General features: G+C 73.6%; 18 protein-coding genes and 1 pseudogene. 17 read left to right on the top strand and 2 right to left on the bottom strand.

Annotated elements, in window-relative coordinates:
* Positions 1–14: 14 nt before the first annotated feature.
* From ACQEVZ_RS42625 to ACQEVZ_RS42550, 16 genes and pseudogenes are all read left to right on the top strand, one after another.
* Positions 15–555 (top strand): annotated as a pseudogene (locus ACQEVZ_RS42625) (zinc-binding alcohol dehydrogenase); the annotation flags it as partial.
* Positions 556–1,387: 832 nt separating this feature from the next.
* The gene (locus ACQEVZ_RS42620; RefSeq protein WP_433386051.1) at positions 1,388–2,944 is read left to right on the top strand and encodes an amidohydrolase; all 1,557 of its coding nucleotides are present in this window, start codon (positions 1,388–1,390) and stop codon (positions 2,942–2,944) included.
* 34 nt (positions 2,945–2,978) lie between these two features.
* Positions 2,979–4,541 carry a lysine 5,6-aminomutase subunit alpha gene (locus ACQEVZ_RS42615; protein ID WP_433378423.1) on the top strand — a complete coding sequence of 521 codons (1,563 nt, stop codon included), beginning with the start codon at positions 2,979–2,981 and terminating at the stop codon, positions 4,539–4,541.
* Positions 4,541–5,272, top strand: coding sequence for an OAM dimerization domain-containing protein (locus tag ACQEVZ_RS42610; RefSeq protein WP_354890735.1), 732 nt, complete (start codon positions 4,541–4,543; stop codon positions 5,270–5,272). Before ACQEVZ_RS42615 ends, ACQEVZ_RS42610 begins: the two co-directional genes overlap by 1 nt.
* A gap of 8 nt (positions 5,273–5,280) precedes the next feature.
* Positions 5,281–5,670, top strand: a complete 390-nt coding sequence (locus ACQEVZ_RS42605; RefSeq protein WP_344505251.1) for a hotdog domain-containing protein — start codon at positions 5,281–5,283, stop codon at positions 5,668–5,670.
* An 11-nt stretch (positions 5,671–5,681) separates the two neighbouring features.
* Positions 5,682–6,887: a glutamate mutase L gene (locus ACQEVZ_RS42600; protein ID WP_433378420.1), complete on the top strand. Its 1,206-nt coding sequence runs from the start codon at positions 5,682–5,684 to the stop codon at positions 6,885–6,887.
* A gap of 745 nt (positions 6,888–7,632) precedes the next feature.
* Entirely contained in the window at positions 7,633–9,330 is a 1,698-nt protein-coding gene (gene lnt, locus ACQEVZ_RS42595; RefSeq protein ID WP_433378417.1) for an apolipoprotein N-acyltransferase, read from the top strand.
* Positions 9,327–10,121 carry a polyprenol monophosphomannose synthase gene (locus tag ACQEVZ_RS42590; protein WP_433378414.1) on the top strand — a complete coding sequence of 265 codons (795 nt, stop codon included), beginning with the start codon at positions 9,327–9,329 and terminating at the stop codon, positions 10,119–10,121. The genes lnt and ACQEVZ_RS42590 overlap by 4 nt, the downstream gene beginning before the upstream one ends.
* Before the next feature lie 9 nt (positions 10,122–10,130).
* Positions 10,131–10,658 carry an FxsA family protein gene (locus ACQEVZ_RS42585; RefSeq protein WP_433378411.1) on the top strand — a complete coding sequence of 176 codons (528 nt, stop codon included), beginning with the start codon at positions 10,131–10,133 and terminating at the stop codon, positions 10,656–10,658.
* A gap of 31 nt (positions 10,659–10,689) precedes the next feature.
* A complete protein-coding gene (locus tag ACQEVZ_RS42580) occupies positions 10,690–11,304 on the top strand; it encodes a uridine kinase (protein ID WP_433378408.1) in 615 nt (204 codons plus the stop codon).
* Positions 11,301–11,453, top strand: a complete 153-nt coding sequence (locus ACQEVZ_RS42575) for a hypothetical protein (protein WP_433378405.1) — start codon at positions 11,301–11,303, stop codon at positions 11,451–11,453. Before ACQEVZ_RS42580 ends, ACQEVZ_RS42575 begins: the two co-directional genes overlap by 4 nt.
* Positions 11,450–11,620 (top strand): hypothetical protein, encoded by a 171-nt coding sequence (locus tag ACQEVZ_RS42570; RefSeq protein WP_344504929.1) that lies wholly within the window; start codon positions 11,450–11,452, stop codon positions 11,618–11,620. The genes ACQEVZ_RS42575 and ACQEVZ_RS42570 overlap by 4 nt, the downstream gene beginning before the upstream one ends.
* A gap of 49 nt (positions 11,621–11,669) precedes the next feature.
* On the top strand, positions 11,670–12,215 hold the full coding sequence (locus ACQEVZ_RS42565; RefSeq protein WP_344504927.1) for a hypothetical protein: 546 nt from the start codon (positions 11,670–11,672) through the stop codon (positions 12,213–12,215).
* Between the two features lie 44 nt (positions 12,216–12,259).
* Positions 12,260–12,736, top strand: coding sequence for a GNAT family N-acetyltransferase (locus ACQEVZ_RS42560; protein ID WP_433378401.1), 477 nt, complete (start codon positions 12,260–12,262; stop codon positions 12,734–12,736).
* A gap of 184 nt (positions 12,737–12,920) precedes the next feature.
* Positions 12,921–13,436: a hypothetical protein gene (locus ACQEVZ_RS42555; RefSeq protein WP_433378398.1), complete on the top strand. Its 516-nt coding sequence runs from the start codon at positions 12,921–12,923 to the stop codon at positions 13,434–13,436.
* A gap of 113 nt (positions 13,437–13,549) precedes the next feature.
* Positions 13,550–14,842 (top strand): amidase, encoded by a 1,293-nt coding sequence (locus tag ACQEVZ_RS42550; RefSeq protein ID WP_433378395.1) that lies wholly within the window; start codon positions 13,550–13,552, stop codon positions 14,840–14,842.
* Between the two features lie 72 nt (positions 14,843–14,914).
* Here ACQEVZ_RS42550 and ACQEVZ_RS42545 read toward each other — a convergent pair whose 3' ends face one another.
* Positions 14,915–16,225 carry an MFS transporter gene (locus tag ACQEVZ_RS42545; protein WP_433378392.1) on the bottom strand — a complete coding sequence of 437 codons (1,311 nt, stop codon included), beginning with the start codon at positions 16,223–16,225 and terminating at the stop codon, positions 14,915–14,917.
* Between the two features lie 163 nt (positions 16,226–16,388).
* Here ACQEVZ_RS42545 and ACQEVZ_RS42540 point away from each other — a divergent pair, with 163 nt between their 5' ends.
* Positions 16,389–16,781 carry an STAS domain-containing protein gene (locus tag ACQEVZ_RS42540; protein WP_433378389.1) on the top strand — a complete coding sequence of 131 codons (393 nt, stop codon included), beginning with the start codon at positions 16,389–16,391 and terminating at the stop codon, positions 16,779–16,781.
* On the opposite strand, the gene ACQEVZ_RS42535 is transcribed toward ACQEVZ_RS42540, so the two are convergent.
* Positions 16,699–17,544 (bottom strand): pentapeptide repeat-containing protein, encoded by an 846-nt coding sequence (locus tag ACQEVZ_RS42535; protein WP_433386047.1) that lies wholly within the window; start codon positions 17,542–17,544, stop codon positions 16,699–16,701. The two genes, ACQEVZ_RS42540 and ACQEVZ_RS42535, sit on opposite strands and share 83 nt — an antisense overlap.
* Between the last annotated feature and the right edge of the window lie 46 nt (positions 17,545–17,590).

Here is a 17,590-nt window from a genome sequence, read left to right as displayed (position 1 = left end):
TGGCAGTGCGGGAAATGACTTCGCCTATCGGGTTGCATCGGGTTCTGGCACCGGCCGGGGTGCTGCCGCAGGCCGCCGACCGTCTCGACCCGGACCCGGTCATCGGCGCCGACGAGGTCCGCATCCGCGTCGAACGTCTCAACCTCGACGCCGCCTCGTTTCACCAGCTGCGCTCCGAGCACGGCGGCGACGGCGGCAAGGTCCGCGCCGCGGTCCTGGACATCGTCCGTAGCCGCGGCAAGATGCACAACCCGGTCACCGGCTCCGGCGGCATGCTCATCGGCACCGTCGACGCCGCCGGCCCCGCGTCGCCGCTCGGGCTGCGACCGGGTGACCGGGTCGCGACGCTCGTGTCGCTGACCCTGACCCCGCTGCACATCGCCGACGACCTCACCCGGTGGGACGGCCTGTCGGAGCAGGTCCCCTGCGACGGCCACGCCATCCTGTTCGCCCGTTCGATCGCCGCCGTCCTGCCCGCCGACCTGGACCCGCAGCTGTCCCTCGCCGTCCTCGACGTGTGCGGCGCCCCCGCCCTCGTCGCCCGCGTCGTCACCCAGGCCCTGCACGCCCGCACCGGGTCCGCTGCCGGGCCTGCTGCCGGGCCTGCTGCCGGGGGGCTCGCCGCGCGGCCGTTGACGGTCGCGGTCCTCGGCGCCGCCGGCAAGAGCGGCTCCCTGTCCCTCGCCGCCGCCCACGACGCCGCCCGCACCTTCACCCACAACCTCACCGCCGGCGCGACGAACACGACCCGACAGGCCACCCCCTCCGTCCTGCCCGCCGTCAGCGGCGGAGCCGCCTCCACCGGACCGTCGGACACCGCGAGCGCGACGGGCACCGCGACAACCTCCGACGCTGCCGGCGTTGCGGCGAGCGAAACCGGCGCACACTCCCCGGCAGGCGGTCACACCACGGTGCCCGGCGACGGCGGCAGGTCGTACACCGGCGGCGGCGGACAACCCGCGGCGCTGGTGCGGACCGTCGGGGTGGTCCGGGACGCGGCGGAACGGGACCGGCTCGCCGGCACAGGACTCGCCGACGCCATCGTCATCGCCGACGCCCGCGACGCCGTCGGGCTCGCCGCGGCCCTCGACGGAGCCGGTGGCGCGGCGGACGTCACCGTCGTGTGTGTCGACGTCCCCGGGTGTGAGCACGCCGCGGTCCTCGCCACCGCGGCCGGCGGGACCGTCGTGTTCTTCTCCATGGCGACGTCGTTCCCCGCGGCGGCGCTCGGCGCGGAAGGTCTCGCCGCGGACGTGACGATGCTCATCGGCAACGGTTACGTCCCGGGACATGCCGACTACGCACTGCGGCTGCTGCGATCCGACAGCGGTGTCCGGAACCTGTTCCAGGCGCGGTTGCGGGCCGAAGCACCGCCCGGGTTGGCAGACTGAGCCGCATGCGAACCCTCTTCCGTGGCGGCCGCGTCCACACCCCCGCCGACCCGTCCGCGACCGCGTTGCTCGTCGACGGTGCCACGATCGCCTGGCTCGGCCCCGACGCGGACGCGCCGACCCGGGCCGGGGGCGGCGTGGACCGGGTCGTGGACCTCGACGGTGCGCTCGTCACCCCGGCGTTCGTCGACGCGCACGTGCACACCACCGCGACCGGGCTCACCCTGCGCGGCCTGAACCTCGCCCGGACCAGGTCCAGGCAGCAGGTCCTCGACGCGGTCGCCGCGCACGCCGCGACCCTCCCCGCCGACGCGATCGTGATCGGGCACGGGTGGGACGAGTCAGGGTGGGCGGACCAGACGACGCCGTCGGCGGCGGAGCTCGACCGGGCCGGCGGAGGCCGGGCCGTCTACCTGTCCCGGACGTGTGTGCACGCTGCCCTCGTCTCGTCGAAGCTGCTCACCGACGCCGTGAAGGTGACAGCGGGGTATGACAGTTCCGGGTGGCTGCGCCGCGACGCCCACCACCTCGTGCGGGAGGTCGCGTACGGGTCGGTGAGCCGGGCGCAGATCGTGGACGCGCAGCGGGCGGCGCTCACGCACGCGGCGTCGCTGGGGATCGCGTCGGTGCACGAGTGCGGCGGGCCCGGGACGTCCGGTGAGGACGACTTCGTCGCCGCGATGTCGCACGGGTTGTGGCTGCCGGAGGTGTACGGGCTGTGGGGTGAGCCGAACGCGGCGGCGAAGGCGAAGGAGCTGGGTGCGGTCGGCGCCGCCGGTGACCTGTACGCCGACGGCGCGCTCGGCGCCCGGACGGCGCATCTGAGCAGTGCGTACCTGGACGGGCGGGACGAGCACGGGCAGCGGGTGGATGAGCACGGGCACGGGTACCTGTCGGCGGGGCAGGTGACGGAGCACGTCGTGGACTGTGTGCGGCACGGGATGCAGGGCGGGTTCCACGCGATCGGCGACCAGGCGATCGTGACGGTCCTGGACGGGTTCGCGGGTGCGGCGAAGCAGGTCGGGGTGGAGCGGATCCGGGCCGGCCGGCACCGGATCGAGCACGTGGAGCTCCTGGACAAGCAGGCGATCGCGCGGCTGGTGGACTTCGGGATCGTGGCGAGCGTCCAGCCGGCGTTCGACCGGTTGTGGGGTGGGGAACGCGGCATGTACGCGCAGCGGCTCGGGAAGGCGCGGTCGCTTGCTTCGAACCCGATCGGTGCGCTCGCCGGGGTGGGGGTGCTGCTGGCGTTCGGGTCGGACTCGCCGGTGACGGACCTGGACCCGTGGGGGTCGTGCCGGGCGGCGATGCGGCACCACAACCCGGTGCAGCGGATCGGGGCGAAGGCGGCGTTCGCGGCGCACACCCGCGGCGGGTGGCGGGCCGTCGGCATCGACGACGAAGGGGTCCTGAACCCCGGCTGGTCGGCGACGTTCGCGGTGTGGGACACAGCCGACGACATCAGTGAGGTGCTGCACACCGACAGCAACCCGCAGGCGCGGGTGACGGTGCTGCGGGGCCGGCCGATCCACTCCCGGCAGGAACCACGATGAGCAGGATGAGCAGCAGGAAGGTGAGCGCGCAGCGATGAGCGGCGGGAAACTGAAGCTCGACCAGCGGACCGTGAAGACGGCGCGCCGGCTGGCGGCGGCCGCGGGCCGGCCGGTCGTGGACCTGGCGCGCAGCCACACGACCGTGTCCGTGGAACGGGCCACGCTCAGGTTGGCGGGGATCACCGGCGCGGACCCGGACGGGATCCCGTGGGTGAACCGTCTCGTCGACGTCGTCCGGGACCAGGTCGGGCTCGGCGGTGGCGTGACGGGCCCGGTGTTCCAGGCGCTGACCGACGACGGGCACCAGGACCTGACGCTGCTCGCGCAGAAAGCCGCCGCCGGCAGCGTCACGTTCCGGGCCACGTTCCGGGCGGGGCCCGCCGGTACGGTGGCGAAACGGGCAGCGGTGAAAGCGGTGAGAACCGGGCTGACGCGGATCGACCGGCGGCGGGCGGAACGGGAACGGCTCATCCGGCGGCACGGGGACCCGAAGCAGCGGCCGTGGATCTACCTGATCGTCGCGACCGGCGACATCTACGAGGACATCCCGCAGGCGCAGGCCGCGGCGCGGGCCGGCGCGGACGTCATCGCCGTCATCCGGTCCACCGGGCAGTCGCTGCTGGACTACGTGCCGGAAGGCGCGACCCGGGAAGGGTTCGCCGGGACGTACGCGACGCAGGAGAACTTCAAGCTGATGCGGGCGGCGCTCGACGAGACGTCGAAGCAGGTCGGGCGGTACGTGCGGCTGACGAACTACGCGTCCGGGCTGTGCATGCCGGAGATCGCGGCGCTCGCCGGCCTGGAGCGGCTCGACATGATGCTGAACGACTCCATGTACGGGATCCTGTTCCGGGACATCAACCCGATCCGGACGTTCGTCGACCAGCGGTTCTCCCGGCAGATCCACGCCCGGGCCGGGATCATCATCAACACCGGTGAGGACAACTACCTGACGACCGCGGACGCGGTCGACGCCGCGCACACGGTGACGGTGTCGCAGCTGCTGAACGAGTACTTCGCGCACGAGGCGGGGCTGCAGGACTGGCAGCTGGGGCTCGGGCACGCGTTCGAGATCAACCCGGAGGTGCCGGAGTCGTTCCGGCTGGAGCTCGCGCACGCGCTGCTGGCGCGGGAGCTGTTCCCGGACGCGCCGCTGAAGTGGATGCCGCCGACGAAACACATGACCGGGGACGTGTTCCGCGGGAACCTCCTCGACGGGTTCTTCAACCTCGCCGGTGCGCTCACCGGGCAGGGGATCCTCCTCGTCGGGATGATGACGGAGGCGGTGGTGACGCCGTGGCTGTCGGACCGGGACATCGCGTTGCAGAACGTGCGGTACGTGCTGAACGCCGCCGGGAACCTGCACGAGGACTTCACACCGGGCGCGTTCATCCGCGGCCGCGCGCACACGGTCCTCGATGAGGCGGTGACGTTGCTGCGGCAGATCGGGGAACAGGGGCTCCTGGACGCGATCGGTGCCGGCACGTTCGGGATCATGCGGCGGCCCGCCGACCGCGGGAAAGGTCTCGACGGGGTCGCGGCGCGGGAGGCCGGGTACTGGAACCCGGCGATCGACCTGCTGGACGGGGGTGTGTGATGAGTGCGGTGATCCGCCCGTACGGCGACACGACCGGCGACGGGATGGTGCAGGTCAGTTTCACGCTGCCGCTGATCGCGGACAAGCGCGGCGAGGGCGCGGCGCTGCAGCTGGCGGGGAAGATGGGGATCGACCCGGCGATGGTCGTGCACGCGAAGCAGATCGGTGACGGGCACACGTTCTTCGTCGTGTACGGGCGGGTCAACCACCTCGTCGAACCCGGGAAGGTCGTCGTCGCCGAACGGGACTATCCGCTGCTGTCGGCGAAGGAGGTCAACGCCGGGATCCGGGCGAAGCTGCGCCGGAAACTCGTCGTCGTCGGTGCGTGCATCGGCACGGACGCGCACACCGTCGGAATCGACGCCATCCTCAACGTGAAAGGGATCGCCGGTGAGAAGGGCCTCGAGTACTACCGGGAGTGCCGGGTGGTGAACCTCGGCGCGCAGGTCGCCGTCCCCGCGCTGGTGGAGCAGGCGCGGGCGGAGAAGGCCGACGCGGTCCTCGTCAGTCAGGTCGTCACGCAACGCGACGCGCACCTGCACAACACGCGGGAGATGTCGGCGGCGTTCCGGGAGGCGTTCCCCGCGGCGCGGCGGCCGCTGCTGGTCGTCGGTGGGCCCAGGTTCGACGAGCTGCAGACCGCGGACCTCGGCGTCGACCGGATCTTCGGGCGGGGCACGACCCCGCGGGAGGTCGCGTCGTATCTCGTCCACGCGGTCGGTGCCCGGTGACCGGCCCGGTGACCGGCGCGGCGGTCGGGGTGACGGTGCAGCACCGCCGGTACGTGCCGTACTCGCACGCGCACTACGCGGGGAACCTCGTCGACGGCGCGTACAGCCTCGCGTTGTTCGGTGACGTCGCCACCGAACTGTGCATCCGCACCGACGGCGACGAGGGGTTGTTCGCCGGGTACAGCACGGTCGCGTTCCACGCGCCGGTCCGAGCCGGTGACGTCCTCGAGGTGACCGCGACGGTCGTCAGGGTCGGGACCCGGTCCCGGACCGTCGACTTCACGTGTCACGTCGTCTGCCGCGGTACCCCGGAAGCCGGCGCGTCGGCAGCGGCCGTCGTCGACCCGCCGCTGCTGGCGGTGTCGGCGACCGGCACCGTCGTCGTCCCCGGCAGCTGAAGACGCCCGACATGACGCTCGTCGCTTGCCTGGACGTGGGGTCGACGGACACGAAACTCGCCGTCGTCGACGTCACCGACGGGACCCTGGTACGGACCGGGACGCACCCGACGACCCGTGGTGACGTCCTCGACGGCGTCGACGCGCTCCTCGCCGACGCCGGACCCGTGCAGGACGTGTACTGCTGCTCGTCGGCGGGTGGTGGGTTGCGGCTCGCCGTCGTCGGCTACGAGCACCTCGTGTCCGCCGACGCCGCGCACCGGGTCGCGTTGTCCGCCGGGGCGCGGGTCGTGCACGTCGCCGCCGGGCCGCAGACCCCGGCCGGGATCCGGCAGGTGCGGGCGGCGGCACCGGACGTGGTGCTGGTCGTCGGCGGCACCGACGGCGGCGACAGCGACGTGCTGCTGCACAACACGCGCCGGCTCGCCGCCGCCAGATGGCGGGTGCCGGTCGTCGTCGCCGGGAACGCCGACGTCCGCGACACCGCCGTCGACCTGCTCACGGCGCGCAGGGTGCCGGCGGTCGGCGCCGGGAACGTCCTGCCGCGCATCGGTGTCGTCGACCCGGTCCCGGCCCGCGCCGCGATCCGGGACGTGTTCCTGCGGCACGTCATCGGCGGCAAACACCTGTCCCGCGGCCCCCGGTTCGGGCGGCTGGTGCGGATGGCGACCCCGGACGCGGTCCTCACCGGGGTGTCGCTGCACGCCGACACCAGCGGCGGGGACCTGCTCGTCGTCGACGTCGGCGGGGCGACGACGGACGTGTACTCGGCGCTCGTCCCCGACGGTGCCGGGACCGCGGTCGCCGGCACCCTGTGGCGGGCCAGGACCGTCGAAGGGGACCTGGGGGTGCGGTGGAACGTCGACGGTGTCCACACCGCCGCCGCCCGGGAACACGTCGCCGTCGGTGACGGGCCGCTCGGCGTCGCCGCCGCCGCGACCGTGATCGCGGTGCGGCGGCACGCACGCAGCGGACGGGACCTGCGTGACGTCGTGTCGGTCGTCGCGTCCGGCGGCGTGTTCCGGCACGCGGCACGGGCGGCGGCGGTCGCGGCGCTGCGGCCGGTGCTGACCGACCACGCCGGCGGGTGGGCGCTGCCACGGCACCCGACGGTGACCGTCGACGACCGGTACGTCCTCGCCGCCGCCGGGCTCCTCGCCGCCGACCACCCCGGCGCGGCGGCGTCGCTGCTCCGCGAGCACATACACAATGGGTGACGAAGAGCCGGTCGGCGGTCCTTCATCCGCGGCGGGTGAACTTCGGTGGGCGCCGTCCGACACACCGCGACCGACACACCCGACACGCCGACCGCGATGAATTACATCGCGTGCGACGGTTGACAGTCCCCCCGGGACAGCGCGTAACGTCTTTGCGTCCTACTTCGGCGCGGGTGACCACGGTTCGCTACTCCCCAACGCCCACTGATCGGACGTCCCCGCCAACCGGCGGGACGCCACCTGATCCAGCGGGCGGGGGTCGGCGGGGGCCGCGGGCCGGGCATCCACCGGTGTCAGGGCAGGGGGGTCACGCGACCAGTAGACAACGACACGGCCCGGGCAGCCAGCCCGCGCCGCGCCGGAACGAAGGCCGCGCCGTACCCGACCTGCCCACCGGCCGGACAAAGGGCCTGGGAGCGCGGGGCGCGACTCCGGTCGCGCCCCGATTCAGCCCCTGCCGCGCAGCCCGGCACGACGCCCGTCAGGGCGCCGACAGCGCCCCCGTACGGGGCGGGTCCGGGCCGGCGGTCACCGGCAACGGTCGCGAGGGTGTGGTGACGGCCGGTTCGGTTGCGGTCCGGACACAGTCCAGCCACATCCCAGCACATTCACAGCCGCCCGCGCCGCTGCGATGCCGTGTCCGGGGGCAGGTGGCCGCATAATTGGCGCCGCAGGCCGCGACGGCCCTGCACGCCCGCACACCGGCGGCGGGCGCGGGTGACGACGGCCAGGAGAGTTGGCGCAGGTGACGTTGGTCAGCACCAGCAGCGCAGCGGACGGTTCCGACGAGGCGCCCGCCGCGCGTGTCCCCGCGGACCCGGACCCCGCCCGCACCGCCCGGCCCCTGCCGTTGTGGGCCGCGGTGCTCCTCGCCGCGGTCGCCGGGCCTGTGATGCTCGTCGCGTTCCCGCCGTACGGGTGGTGGTGGGCGGCGCCGGTCGCGGTCGCGCTCGCCGCCGTGTCCGTCCACGGCCGTCGGCTGCGGGCCGGGTTCGGGCTCGGGACCCTCACCGGCGCGTTGTTCTTCACGCCGCTGCTGGAATGGACGAACCTGCACACCGGGATGGTCCCGTGGCTGCTGCTGTCGACGCTGCAGGCGCTGTTCATCGGGCTGCTCGGCGCGGCGACCGCATGGGTCAGCGGGCTGCGGGCCCGGCCGTGGGTGTGGGCGGCAGCGGTCGCAACGTTGTGGACGGCGCAGGAAGCGTTGCGGGACCGGGCACCGTTCGGCGGGTTCCCGTGGGGGCGGCTCGCGTTCTCGCAGGACACGTCGCCGCTGCTGCGGCTCGCCGCGGTCGGCGGGGCGCCGCTGGTCACGTTCGCGGTCGCGGTCACCGGAGCCCTCCTCGCCGTCCCGTTCGTCAAGACCGTCAGTACATCCCGCACCGCCGGTGAGGACACTGTCACCCGCGGGTGGTTCGAGCGGGTGAAACCAGCCGCCGGGCCGGTCGCCGCCGCGGTCGTCGTCGCCGGGGCGCTGCTCGTGCCCGTCCACCGGGCCACGGGCGCCGGCGTGTACGTGGCGGTCGTGCAGGGCAACGTGCCGCGGCTCGGCCTCGACTTCAACGAACAACGCCGCGCCGTCCTCGACAACCACGTCCGGGCCACCGTCGAGCTCGGCCGGAAGGTCACCGAAGGCGGGGCACGGCGACCCGACCTGGTCGTGTGGCCGGAGAACTCATCCGACATCGACCCGCTGCGCAACGCCGACGCCGCCGCCGCGATCGCGACCGCCGCGAGGGCCGTCGGGGTGCCGATCCTCGTCGGGGCCGTCCTCACCGACCCGGCCGTCGGGGTCGAGAACGCGGGGCTCGTGTGGGAGCCGGACGTCGACGCGGCCGGGAACCCGCGGCAGGGCGGCGTGTCCGCCCGGTACACGAAACGGCACCCGGTGCCGTTCGCGGAGACGATGCCGCTGCGGGACATCGCCCGGATGGTGAGCAAAGAGGTCGACCGGGTCTCCGACATGACGCCCGGCGACACGCCAGGCGTCCTGCGGGTCGGGCCCGCCGTCGTCGGTGACGTCATCTGCTTCGAGGTCGCCTACGACGGGCTCGTCCGTGACACCGTCACCGGCGGCGCGCAGCTGCTCGCCGTGCAGACGAACAACGCGACGTTCGACGAGGCCGAGGCCCGGCAGCAGCTGGCGATGGTCCGGTTGCGGGCGGTGGAGCACGGCCGGGACGCGTTGATGGCGTCAACCGTCGGGATCTCCGCGTTCGCGGACCCGTCCGGCGGGACCAGCGACGAGACCCGGTTCAACGAAGGTGCCGTGATCCTGCGGGAGCTGCACCTCGGGTCGGGCAGGACCATCGCGACCACGGTCGGCGCCGGACCCGAATATGTGATCGTGATGCTGGGTATCGGGGCGTTGGTGGCCGCCGCCGCCGTCCGCAGACGCACCCGTCAGCACCCGGCAGCACCGACCGAGGAGGACGCGTGAACGAATACCCTGGGGTCGGTAGGGTCCTCGTCATCATCCCCACCTACAACGAGGCCGACAACATCCGGCCGATCGTGGACCGGGTCCGGACCGCCAACCCCGCCGTCGACGTGCTGATCGCCGACGACAACAGTCCCGACGGGACCGGCCGGATCGCCGACGAGCTCGCCGCCGCCGACCCGGGCGTGCACGTGCTGCACCGGCCGGGGAAGCAGGGGCTCGGCGCCGCGTACCTGGCGGGGTTCGCGTGGGGCACCGACCACGGGTACGACGCCGTCGTGGAGATGGACGCCGACGGCTCCCACGCGCCGGAGGAACTGCCGCGGCTGCTGGACGCGCTGAAGGACGCGGACGTCGTCCTCGGCTCCCGGTACGTGAAAGGCGGCAGGACGGTCGGGTGGCCGTGGCACCGGCACCTGATCTCCCGCAGCGGCAACCTGTACGTGCGGATGGCGTTGGGGATGGCGTTGCGGGACGCGACCGGCGGATACCGCGCCTACCGTGTCCCCGTCCTCGACAAGATCGACATCGGGTCGATCGCGTCGCAGGGGTACTGCTTCCAGGTCGACCTCGCGTGGCGGTCCCACCGCAACGGGTTCCGCGTCCAGGAAGTCCCGATCACGTTCGCGGAACGGCAGCGCGGCCACTCGAAGATGAGCTCCAACATCGTCCGGGAAGCGTTGTGGCGGGTCACCGTGTGGGGGGCGTCGCACCGGTGGGAGGCGCTGCGCCGCGGCGTCGCCGGCGGCGGACCCCGCGACGCCCACGCCGACGCCCGGCAAGGCGGCTGAGGAGCGTCCATGCGGAAGCTGGGGTTCGCCGCCGCCGGAGCGTTCCTGCTGGTGATCGCCGAGATCGTCGTGTTCGTGCTGGTCGCGCACGCCATCGGCTGGTGGGTCGCGGTCCTCGCCGGGGTCGCCACCACGATCCTCGGTGGGGTGCTGCTGAAACGGGAAGGGGTCCGGGCGTGGCAGCGGCTGCGGACCGCGGTGAACGAGGGCCGGCCACCCGGCGGTGACGCCGGGACCGGCGTCGCCGGGCTCGCCGCGGCGCTGCTGCTGCTCGCCCCCGGGTTCATCACCGACACCGTCGGGCTGCTGCTGCTGATCCCGCCGGTCCGGACGTTCACCGGCCGGCGGATCCGGCAGGCGACCGAGTCACGGATCTCCGCCGCCGCGGCCGGTGACCTGTTCGGGCCCAGGATCGTGAAAGCGACCCGCGCCGACAACGGTCCCGTCCCGACCCAGCCGGGTAGCGGGGAGGTGCTGCAGGGTGAGGTCATCGAAGGTGACGTGATCGACCCGCAGCACCGCCACCACACGCCGTGACCGCCGTCCGCTGGTTCCCCGGGCCGGTTCGGTGAAGGCGCGGCCGGTCACCCTCGGAGGGCTCGCGTCCGACCTCGCCGCGCGGATCGTCAAGGTGGGTGCGACCCGGGTCGCGGTCGACGGTGCGCCCACCGCCGCCCCGGAGACACTCGCCGGGCGGATCGTCGACGCCGTCCACGGCGACGGCGGGCACGCCGTCCACATCCCCGCCGGCGGGTTCCTGCGGCAGGCGTCGCTGCGCCTCGAACGGGGCCGGACGAACCCCGACGCGTACTACGAGGACTGGCTCGACCTGCGCGCCATCACCCGGGAAGTCCTCACCCCCGCCGCCCCCGGCGGGACCGGACGGGTGCTGCCGTCACTGTGGGACCCCGTCACCGACCGGGCGACCCGCGCCCCCTACCTGGACCTGCCCGCCGGGACGGTCGTCGTCGTGTCCGGCACGATGCTGCTCGGCGCCGGCCTCGACTTCGACGTCACCGTCCACCTCACGCAGACCGCGGCCGCGATCGCCCGCCGCACCCCACCCGAGCTGCAGTGGACGCTGCCGGCGTTCCAGCGGTACCACGACGAGGCGATGCCGCACGAGTACGCCGACGTCGTCGTCCGCGCCGACGACCCCCGGCACCCGGCCGTCGTCCTGTGACCCCCGGCACTCCTGCGTTCCTGCCGGGGGTGCGGCTGTGCGAGGTGTTCTACACCGACGCGGTCCGGCCGCTGCTGGACGCGCACCACCCGGGGCTGCCGCACGCCGCGGCGAGGACCGGAAGCACCACGACCGGCCGTACGACGTGATCGACGCCGGACGGTACGCGGCGGCGCTCCACGACGCTATCAGCGACCCGGCGCTGCGGAAGCTGCCACCCGTCGGCGGGATCGACCAGTACGTCGACAACACCGACCTGCTGTGCACGCCGGCGCTGCGCCGGGCCGTCGCCGCCGCCGTCCTCGGGTCCCGCTGAACGTCCGGTCGGGGCACGGGCCGGACGCGGACGGGCTACCGTCGGCTACGTGAAGACGTTCTGGCTCGACCGCGACCGGGACCGGTACCTCACCGCCGTCCGGGACCGGGCCGCCGACTTCGCCGACACCATCGGCGACATCGCCCCCGTCGGGTTCGCGTGCGCCGCCTGGGCCGCCGCCACCCCGCCGCTGCTGGACCCCGGGTACGTGCGATGGCACCGGCGGGTCCTGTCCGCGATGTGCGTGCGGAACCCGTTCGACGGTGGGCTCACCGCCCGCGTCGAGCTGGTGTCGCCGCTGCCGGCGCCGCTGACCGTGTCCCGGACGTGGTGGCGGGACCGCGGGTGGCGCGGCTGGCCGGAACTGTTCGGGCAGTTCGTGCAGCCGTCCGCGCAGGACCTGTCCCGGCACCCGCACCTACGCGGCACCCTGCTGCTGGAGACACCGCTCCCACTGGACGGGCTGCCGGTCCCGACGGAGAACCGGCACATCGACGCCGCCGCCGAACGGGCCGTCGCCGTCCTCGTCCGGCACCTCGACGACGTCGTCCGGCCCGTCGTCGAACAACTCGACACCGACCGCGCGGCACGGTAAAAATCCCAGTTGTGTCCCGGCGGGCGAATTGGCATGGTCCAGTGATGCCCCGCCGCTTCGACACCCGGCAGCTCACCGGCGACGACTGGCAGCTGAAGCGGCAACTGCGGCTCGCGGCGCTGCTGGACAGCCCGGACGCGTTCGCCAGCAGCCACCTGCGGGAAGCGGCCCGGTCCGAGGCCGAATGGCGGGACTGGCCACGGCACGGCAGCTACTTCGCGGCGTTCGACGGCCCCGACCCCGTCGGGATCGCGTGCGGGTGGATCACGCCCGGCGCGCCGGACGTCGCGCACCTGATCAGCATGTGGGTGTGCCCCGCCGCGCGGGGTCGTGGGGCCGCCGGGCGGCTCGTCGCCGCCGTCACCGGATGGGCGCGCGGGCAGGGCACCCGCCGGGTCGAGCTGGAGGTCGCCGGCGGGAACACCGCGGCGCTGCGCACGTATGCGCGGGCCGGGTTCACCATCACCGGCCGGGACCCGTTCACCGCCGGCGGGGCCGTCCTGGAGCTCCCACTCGCGTAGGACTTCCGCTTCCCGCGTGTCGCTCTTGTACTGGTTCGTCCGGTTAACGAGCCACGCCGGCGGGCGTCACGGGCTGCCCTGAAGTCGTCCAGCCTTTGGCTGAAAGGCTGACGCGTTTTGCGCATTTTGCGGCTTTCAACTACATAGTGTTACCGCGTCATCACGACATGAGGGGGAGTCAGAGATGCGCAACACCACACAACGGTTCCTGGCCCTGGCGGGCATGACGTTGGCCGCCGGTGCGGTCCTCGGCATGGGCGCCACCGCCGCTTCGGCCGCACCGTCCGCCGACAGCAACACCACCGCCGTCCAGCCCGGCCCCGGCGGCGGGCCCGGCGGTGGCCCCGGCGGTGGGCCCGGCGGGAACAACGGCGGCGGCAACAACCAGGGCGGCAACAACAACGGGGGGAACAACGGCCCCGGCGGGAACAACAACGGCAACCACCACGGGCCCGGCGGCTGGGGCAACGGCAACAACAACGGCAGCTGGAACGGCAACTGGGACGGCCACCGCCGCGACAACCGGTGGGTCCGCTCCTGGGCCGTGAAGACCTACCCGAACAAGAAGGCCTGCAACTTCGCGGGCTGGATCGGCGAGGTCCGCGACCGCTGGGACGACAGCGACTGCTACCGCGTCGGCTCCAACGGCAAGTACCTGCTCGTCGCCCACGTCTACGGCGGCCGGCACCACCACCGCTGACCCAGGCGGCACAACACGGCGGGCGGCACCCCATCACCCGGGGCGCTGCCCGCCGGCGTTTCCGCCCCGCCGCTCAGGCGGCGTGCGGCCCCGGCTCTGGCAGTCTGGGCCGCGTGCAAACGACAACCATTGAGGCGAGCGGTTCGCCGTCCGCGACCGTCGACATGTTGTGCGACCGGCTCGACGAGACAGACCGTGCCATCCACGCCTTCGTCGCCGAGTCAGAGACAAGCGCCGCCCGGCGGGAACGCCTTCGCCGGGAGCTCCGCTCGATCCACGAGCGCTGGCCGGTCGCCGCGTCGCGACCGCCGCTGTTCGGCGTCCCGGTAGCGGTGAAGGACATCGTGCGCGTGGACGGACTGCCCACGCGAGGTGGCTCCGCGCTGCCCCCGGAGGTGTTCGAGGGCAGACAGGCAGGAGCCGTGGACCGGCTCCGGAACGCCGGAGCCCTGATCGCGGGAAAGACCGTGACGGCGGAGTTCGCCATGACCGCGCCGGGCCCGACACGCAATCCACGCGCCCACGACCACACGCCCGGTGGCTCCAGCAGCGGGTCGGCGGCAGCTGTCGCAGCGAGCATGGTGCCGCTGGCCATCGGCACCCAGACGGTCGGGTCGATGATCCGTCCCGCGGCGTACTGCGGCGTCGTGGGGTTCAAACCGACCGCCCGCCGGATCCCGATCGACGGCGTGATCGCCAACGCGCCGACCCTCGACACCATCGGGGTCTTCGCCGCGACGACCGCCGCAGCGGCGATCGCGGCAGCCGTGCTGTGCGATGGCTGGCAACCGGTGCGGGACGCCGAGGTGAAGCGCCCAGTGCTCGGCGTGCCCGACGGGCCCTACCTGGAGCAGGCCGGAACGGAGGCCCGTGCGGCATTCGAAGCGCAGGTGGCGGCCCTGTCGAACGCCGGGTTCCCCGTGCACCGCGTCCCCATGTTCGCGGACCTCGCACATGACGCTGAAGACCTGCACACGGTGAACCGCTATGAGGCCGCGCAGAGCCACGCTGCGTGGTTCCCCCGGTACGGGGCCCTCTACCGGCAGCAATCCGTGGCCACGGTCCGTCAAGGACAGGCGATCTCACAGGAGCAGTACGAGCGCGGGCTGCGACGACGGGAAGCCTTCCGGACCAGCCTGGCACAGACGACCGACGAGGCAGACGTCGATGTGTGGATCAGTCCCGCCGCCACCGGTCCCGCACCGCACGGTCTGGCCAGCACGGGCAGCTCTGTCATGTGCCTGCCATGGAGCTACGCCGGCTGGCCTTCCCTCTCCATCCCCGCTGGGCGGGCCGGGAACGGCCTGCCGCTCGGGTTGCAGTGTGTCAGCGTCGCAGGAAGCGACGAGCGGCTGCTGGACTCGTCACAGGCCATCGAAGCGCTGTTCGGCCCGGCGGACTGCTGACAGCCGATCAGTGGTGCTCGACGAGCGGGACCGGCAGCTCTTCCATCGCGGGCCATGGCGGCGTTTCAGGGGCTATCGCGGTCCAACAGCGGCGGCGCGACGGGTCCGCAGCAGCACCACGCCGAGCGCCGCGGCCGCCACGTGCCCCGCGGACAGCACCCCGACCAGCACCGCCGGCGGCGCACCGGCCAGCAGCGTGAACGTCCCCGCGCCCGCCGACGCCGCCGTCAGCTTGATCCCCGCTCCCAGCGTGAACACCTGCGTCCGGGTCCCCGGCGGTGCCTCCCGCGACCGGACCTCCAACACCGACGACAGCAGCGGCCCGTCGAGCACACCCGTCACCGCGAACAGTCCGACCAGCACCGCCCACGGCGCCCCGGCCGCCACGCCGGCCGCCGCGCAGGCGAGCGCCAACCCGACCGCGACGAGGCACGCCAGCACCACCCGGTGCGCCGGTACCCGCGCCGGGAACCGCGCCACCAGCAGCGACCCGCACAACGCCCCCACACCTAATGCCGTTACCAGCAATCCACCACCGGCCGGACGCCCGGCCGCCACCCCGAGCACCACCGCCACCGGCGTGATCATCCCCGCCGCGTAGGAGGCGACCGCGGTCGCCGCAGTCACCGCGAGCAGCGGCCGGCTGCGTACCATCGCCGCCAACCCGTCCCGGAGCCCCGGCTTCTCCTCACCGGAACGCACGCGGTGAGGGCCGGCGTCGCTCGCCGTGGGACCGTCCGCATCCGCACCGACCGGTGCCGCGTGCGCCGTGGACGCGGGCTCCGTCAGTACAGACGCCGTGGACGCGGGCTCCGTCGGTTCGGGCACGGTGAGCGCGGCGGTTGGGGTGACGGTCAGCAGCGCGCCCGCCGCGAGCAGGCACGCCGCCGACAGGGTCACCGCGGCGACCGGGACACCGAACGCCGCCACCAGCAACGCGCCCGCCGCCGGGCCCGCGATCTCCGCCACGTTGTACGTCGCCGCGTCCAGGCCACGGGCGTGCGAGCGGCGCGGTGCCGGTACCACATCATCGACACGACTCGACAGCCCGCCGAAGATCATCGGACCGCACGTGCCGGCGACGACGGCCAACGCAAGGACGACCGGCAGCGGCGCCACGCCCGTGAGCAGCAGCACACCGCCGAGGGCCAGGCCGAACACCGCCGCGAACCCCGCGTGGACGAGCCGCGGGCGGCGGGCCCGGTCGGTGACGAGACCGACGACCGGGCCGGCGACGACGTGCGGGACCAGCAGCGCCGCGAGGACCGACGCGCCGGTCGCCGGGCCGCCGAAGTGCTGGACGGACGCGAGGAGCAGCACGACCGTGGCGCCCGCCTCGGCGGTCCGCGCCAGGACCGCGGCGGTGAGGAGCCGGGCGAGCACCGGGTGACGGTACCCGCCCAGGCATACGGCGGCAGTACCAGGCCGGACAGTGGCGAGACAGTGGCGAGACAGTGGCCAGGTGGTGGCCAGGTGGTGGCCGGGGTGTGACGGGCGACGCACTCGCTGTCCTGCGCGCCGGGGCGTTCCGGTGCAGGATCGAATCATGGATGTTGCAGTGACGGACTGTGCCGGTGGTGTCGTACTCCTCACGCTGCGCGGGGCCCTGGACATCGACTCCGCCCCGCAGCTGCGTGAGGCGATGCACGGGGCGCTGGACCGCGGCAGGTTCCGGATCGTGGTGGACCTCGGCGACGTCGACTTCTGCGACTCGGTCGGGCTCGGCACGTTCGCGTACAGCCACAACCGGTGCGTCGCCGAGGGTGGTCACCTGCGGCTGGCGGCGCCGTCGCCGTTCCTGGCGAGGTTGCTGGACACGGTCGGGCTCACCGGCCGGATCCCGGTCCACGAAACGGTCAGCGACGCCCTGACCGCGGACCTGCCTGCCGGCCCGCCCGGGGACGCGGGGGCGGCTCCGTCCAGTGCCCCGGACGGGTGAGGGCCGCCGGGAGCCGGGTCGTGGCGTCACCGCGGGCGGCGTCCAGCTGCGACTGGATCAGAAACAGCGCCCGCCGCAGGTCAGCGCCGCGCAGGTCGGCGCCACGCAGATCCGCGCCGGTCACGTCCGCACCGCTCAGATCCGACCCGCGGAGGTCGGCGCCGACAGCGACGGCCCCACGCAGGTCAGCGCCGCGCAGGTCGGTGCGGCGCAGGTCCTTGCCGACGAGGTGCCGGCCCTGGAACGGCTGCCGCCCACGCTGATGCTCGGCCCTGGCGAGCTCGCCGGCCCGGCGCAGCAACGGCACGACCCGGGTCCGGTGGGCGTCGACGTCGACGGCGGCGAGGTCGGCGGCCGGCAGGTCCGTGAGCCGGCGGATCGTGGTGAGGGCGGCGTCGAGGTCGGCGTGCACGGGCGCCGCGGCGGGCAGGTCCCGCGCCTCCGACAGGTACCACAGCAGCTCATGCAGGTGGCGCATGGTCGCGAACACGTCGAACATGAGCGGCGCGGACCCCGGGTCCTGCCGCCAGTCACGGCCGGCGAACGTCACCTGCGCGACCTTCTGCCCGGCGCCGAAGCAGTCGTAGACGGTGCAGCCGGCGAACCCGCGCTGCCGCAGGTCGGTGTGGATGCCGCAGCCGAACGTGGCGCCGAGGTTGGGGCAGGCGTGCCCGGCGGGTTTGTCGATCGCGAAGTCCGCGGACCTGGCGAACGCCGGCGCGACGCAGCACAGCCCGAAACAGTTCGCGCAGTCCGCACGCAGAGCGCCCCGGCGGTCGTCGACCGCCGGGGCGTGCGTGCTATCCGGT

Source organism: Dactylosporangium sp. CA-152071 (assembly GCF_050936335.1).
GTDB classification, from domain to species: Bacteria; Actinomycetota; Actinomycetes; order Mycobacteriales; family Micromonosporaceae; genus Dactylosporangium; species Dactylosporangium maewongense.
The sequence above is the reverse complement of the archived record's forward strand: the minus strand, read 5'-3'. Positions and strand labels throughout refer to the sequence as shown.